Here is a 4,474-nt window from a genome sequence, read left to right on the forward strand (position 1 = left end):
CGAAAACTCGGTGGCGACATCCATCTGGCCGGTATCCGAGGATGAGAGAGCCGGACAACTGATTTCCATCGGACGACCTGTGCCGAATCATCGGGTATACATGGTGGATGTGCATGGACATTTGGCTCCGGTGGGCGTAGCGGGTGAACTGTGCGTGTCCGGTCCGGGTCTGGCTCGGGGTTATCTGGATCGTCCAGAGCTGACGGCTGAGAAATTTGTATCGAATCCGTTTGCGGCTGGCGAAGCGGGCTATGAAAGGATGTACCGTACAGGTGACTTGGCGAGATGGATGCCGGACGGCAACATCGAATATTTGGGCCGGATCGACCATCAGGTGAAAATCCGGGGCTACCGGATCGAGCTGGGTGAGGTCGAGGCACAAATTTTGAAAGTGGAGGACGTACAAGAGGTCATCGTACTGGCACAAGCGGACGAGCAAGGGCAAAACCAACTGGTGGCGTACTATGTTGCTGAACGGGAAGTGAGCGCTGGTGAGCTGCGCAGCTTACTGGGCGAGGAGCTACCAAACTACATGGTGCCTCCGTATTTCATCCAGCTGGAGCAGATGCCGTTGACACCGAATGGTAAAATTGACCGCAAGGCACTGCCAGCACCAGAAGGCAGCCTGCAAAGCGGAGCGGATTATGTAGAGCCGCGCACAGCGCTGGAGCAGACGTTAGTGTCCATTTGGCAGGCTGTATTAGGAGCGAAGAGAGTCGGAATTTTGGATAATTTCTTTGATCTGGGCGGCGATTCGATCAAGGCAATCCAGGTATCCTCCCGTTTGCTGCAAGCGGGCTATAAGCTGGACATGAAGGATTTGTTCCAATATCCTTCTGTCTCGTTGCTGAGTGGTTATGTACACAAGGTCAGCCGTACAGCCGATCAGCAGGTGGTTTCGGGGGCAGTTAAATTGACCCCAATACAGCAATGGTTCTTTGAGCAATCCTCAGTAGAGCCACATTATTTCAATCAGTCGGTGATGCTGTATAGAGCACAAGGCTTTGATGAAGCCGCATTGCATCAAACGGTGACCAAGGTAACGGAGCATCATGATGCGCTACGTATAGTCTTCCGTCAGACCGAACAGGGCTATGAAGCGTGGAATCGCGGTTTGAACGAAGGTCAGCTGTACAGTCTGGACGTTGTGGATTTGACGGATGTGCAAAACATTACAGATGTTGCAGCAGCAATTGAGGTGAAGGCGAATGCCATCCAAGGCTCCATTCGTCTGGACGAAGGACCGCTGGTGAAGCTGGGACTTTTCCGCTGCATGGATGGGGATCATTTACTGATTGCGATTCACCATTTGGTGGTAGACGGCATTTCATGGCGGATTGTGTTTGAGGATTTTGCCACGGGATATGAGCAGGCGGTTCGTGGAGAAGCCATTCGTTTGCCATATAAAACGGACTCGTTCTCCACTTGGGCAGAGCGCTTATCACAATATGCGAATAGTCCGGCCATCGAAGACGAACGCGAATACTGGCACCGTCTTGCCCAAACGGAAGTCGCATCGTTGCCTAAGGATCATGAGAGAGCAGAGGGACAACATTCTCTAATCAGAGACACTGCGACGGTGAGCGTAGCTTGGAGCGAGCAGGAAACACGACTGCTGCTGCAGGAAGCACATCGTGCGTACCACACGGAGGTCAATGATCTGCTGTTAACCGCACTCGGCACAGCATTATATAACTGGAGCGGTCAGGAGCGCGTGCTGGTCAATCTGGAGGGACATGGCCGGGAAGCCATTGTTCCAGATATCGACATTACCCGTACCGTGGGCTGGTTTACAAGCCAATATCCGGTGCTGCTGGGTGTGGACGGAAAGGCAGAAGTAGGGCAGCGAATCAAGCGGGTGAAGGAAGACCTGCGCCATGTACCGCATAAGGGCATTGGCTACGGCATTTTGAAATATATGTCTCAGGATGATGCCCATCATTCCCTTGCCTTGCAGCCTGAAATTAGCTTTAACTATTTGGGACAATTTGATCAGGACTTGGAAAATGGGGATATCGTTCTGTCTTCACATCCAGGTGGAGAGCCGATGAGTGATCATACCGTACTGGAGCATCCTTTGAATGTGAACGGAATGATTACGGCGGGCGCGCTGACACTGGAAATTCGCTATGACAGTAAGGTATATCATCAGCAAAATGTAGAAAACTTTGCGCAGTTGCTGCAGGAAAGCTTGCAGGAAGTGATCGCTCATTGTGCCTCCAAAGAGCGGAGTGAGCTAACACCAAGCGATGTATTGTTCAAAGGCTTGACACTGGAGCAACTGGAGCAATTGACGGAGCAAACAGCTTCTGTGGGCGAGCTGGAAAATGTATATGCTCTCTCGCCAATGCAGAAGGGGATGCATTTCCATAGCTTGATGGAGCCGGAGTCAGGCGCCTACTTCCAGCAAGCGTCGTTTGATCAACAAGGGAGCTTTGATGTAGCTGTGTTCCGCAAGAGTCTGGATGTACTGACACAGCGTCATGAAGCGCTGCGGACGAATTTCCATATGTTTGAGACAGGGCACAGTCAGGAGCCATTGCAGATCGTGTTCCGTCACAAAGATAGCGACCTTTCCTTCCAGGATGTACGCGGCATGCGGGAAGCGGAGCAACAGGCGTATATCCGGGCGTTTAAGCTGGAGGACCAAGCTAGAGGCTTTAATCTCGGTACCGATGCACTCATGCGTGTACAGGTATTGCAGACCCATGAAGAAACGTATCATTTGGTATGGAGCTTCCATCACATTGTCATGGATGGCTGGTGCTTATCGCTCGTTACGGGTGAAGTGTTTGGTACGTACTTTGCGCTGCTGGAGCAGAAGCAGCCGGAGCTCGCTCCTATCACACCGTATGGCCAATATATCGAATGGCTGGGACGTCAGGATGAACGTGCGGCAAAAGAATACTGGAGCAGCTATTTGGCGGGCTTTGAACAGCAAACGTTGTTGCCGGGTGCAGATGCTTTATGGAAGGAGCCAACGCCGGACAGCAAGGAAAAAGAAAAGGAACATGTTCCATCCACTACAACAAGCGACACCAGCAAATATATCTCTGAAAAAATAACGGTAGATCTGGATCCAACATGGAGCGAAGCCATACACCGGATTGCGAAGCAGCAGCAGGTCACGATTAATACGCTGATGCAGAGCGTGTGGGGCCTTATTTTGCAGAAATATAACAACAATGAGGATGTTATTTTCGGTAGTGTCGTATCTGGACGTCCAACAGATATTGCCGGCGTAGAGCATATGATCGGTTTGTTCATTAATACGATCCCGGTGCGGATTCAAAGTGAACGGAATGCCACTTTTGTGGAAGTGATGCGGAAAACGCAGGAACAGGCACTGACCTCGGGAACCTATGACAGCTTCCCTCTGTATGAGATTCAGGCGCTGACGGAGCAGAAGCAAAATCTAATTAACCACATTATGGTATTTGAGAATTATCCGGTAGAGGAGCAAGTTGAGCAGCTTGGCGAAGTTCGTCCGTCTGCTTTTGAAATTACGAATGTAGAGGTTGTCGAGCAAACGAATTATGATCTGGACTTGATTGTGATGCCCGATGAGCTTTTCCGCATCATGTTCAGATATAACGCCAATGTATACGATCGGTCTACGATAGAGCGGATGCAGGGACATGTACTGCATGTCATCGAGCAAATTATCGACAATCCGCATATCCGAGTAAATGAGCTGGAATTGGTGACACCGGAAGAGCAGGCGCAGATCGTTCAGATGTGGGGAGATACGGCGGCAGCCTATCCGCAGGATCAAACGCTAAGTGCACTGTTCGAGCAGCAGGTAGCGAACACACCGGAGCAGGTGGCGGTGTTGTGCGGAGCGGAATCGTTGACCTACGCGGAGCTGAATGAGCGAGCCAACCGTCTCGCACGCACCTTGCGTGCGGAAGGTGTTGAACCGGATCAGCCTGTAGGCATACTGGTTCACCGTTCGCTGGACATGATCGTAGGCATCTACGCGATCCTCAAAGCAGGCGGAGCTTATGTACCCATCGATCCAGACTATCCGGCGGACCGCATCCGCTTTATGCTGGAGGACTCGGGCGCGAAGCTGGTGCTGACGCAATCGCATCTGGAGGAGCAAGCATCACTGAGTTTCGACGGCCAGGTGCTGGTGCTGGATCGCGAGGACATTTACCACGAAGATGGCTCAAATCTGGAGCCATTGGCCGGTCCGCACCATGTAGCCTATGTCATCTATACCTCCGGCTCCACCGGGAAACCGAAGGGCGTGATGGTGGAGCACTATTCCGTGCTGAACCGAATTTTGTGGATGCATGGTCGATACGGCTTGAGTGCGGAAGATACGATTCTGCAAAAGACGGCCTTCACGTTCGACGTGTCGGTGTGGGAGCTGTTCTGGTGGTCGCTGGTCGGCTCGAAGGTGAGCCTGCTGTCGGTCGGCGGGGAAAAGAACCCGGAAGACATCGTCGACACGATTGCTCGCGATGGT

At 52.0% G+C, this 4,474-nt stretch carries 1 protein-coding gene; it reads left to right on the plus strand.

Going from position 1 to position 4,474, the window contains the following annotated elements:
* Positions 1-4,474 (plus strand): condensation domain-containing protein (locus tag MHB54_RS28665; protein WP_340982197.1); only part of this gene is annotated, 4,474 nt, incomplete at both ends.

The organism is Paenibacillus sp. FSL M7-0802 (genome assembly GCF_038004945.1).
In the GTDB taxonomy this organism is placed as follows: Bacteria; Bacillota; Bacilli; order Paenibacillales; family Paenibacillaceae; genus Paenibacillus; species Paenibacillus polymyxa_B.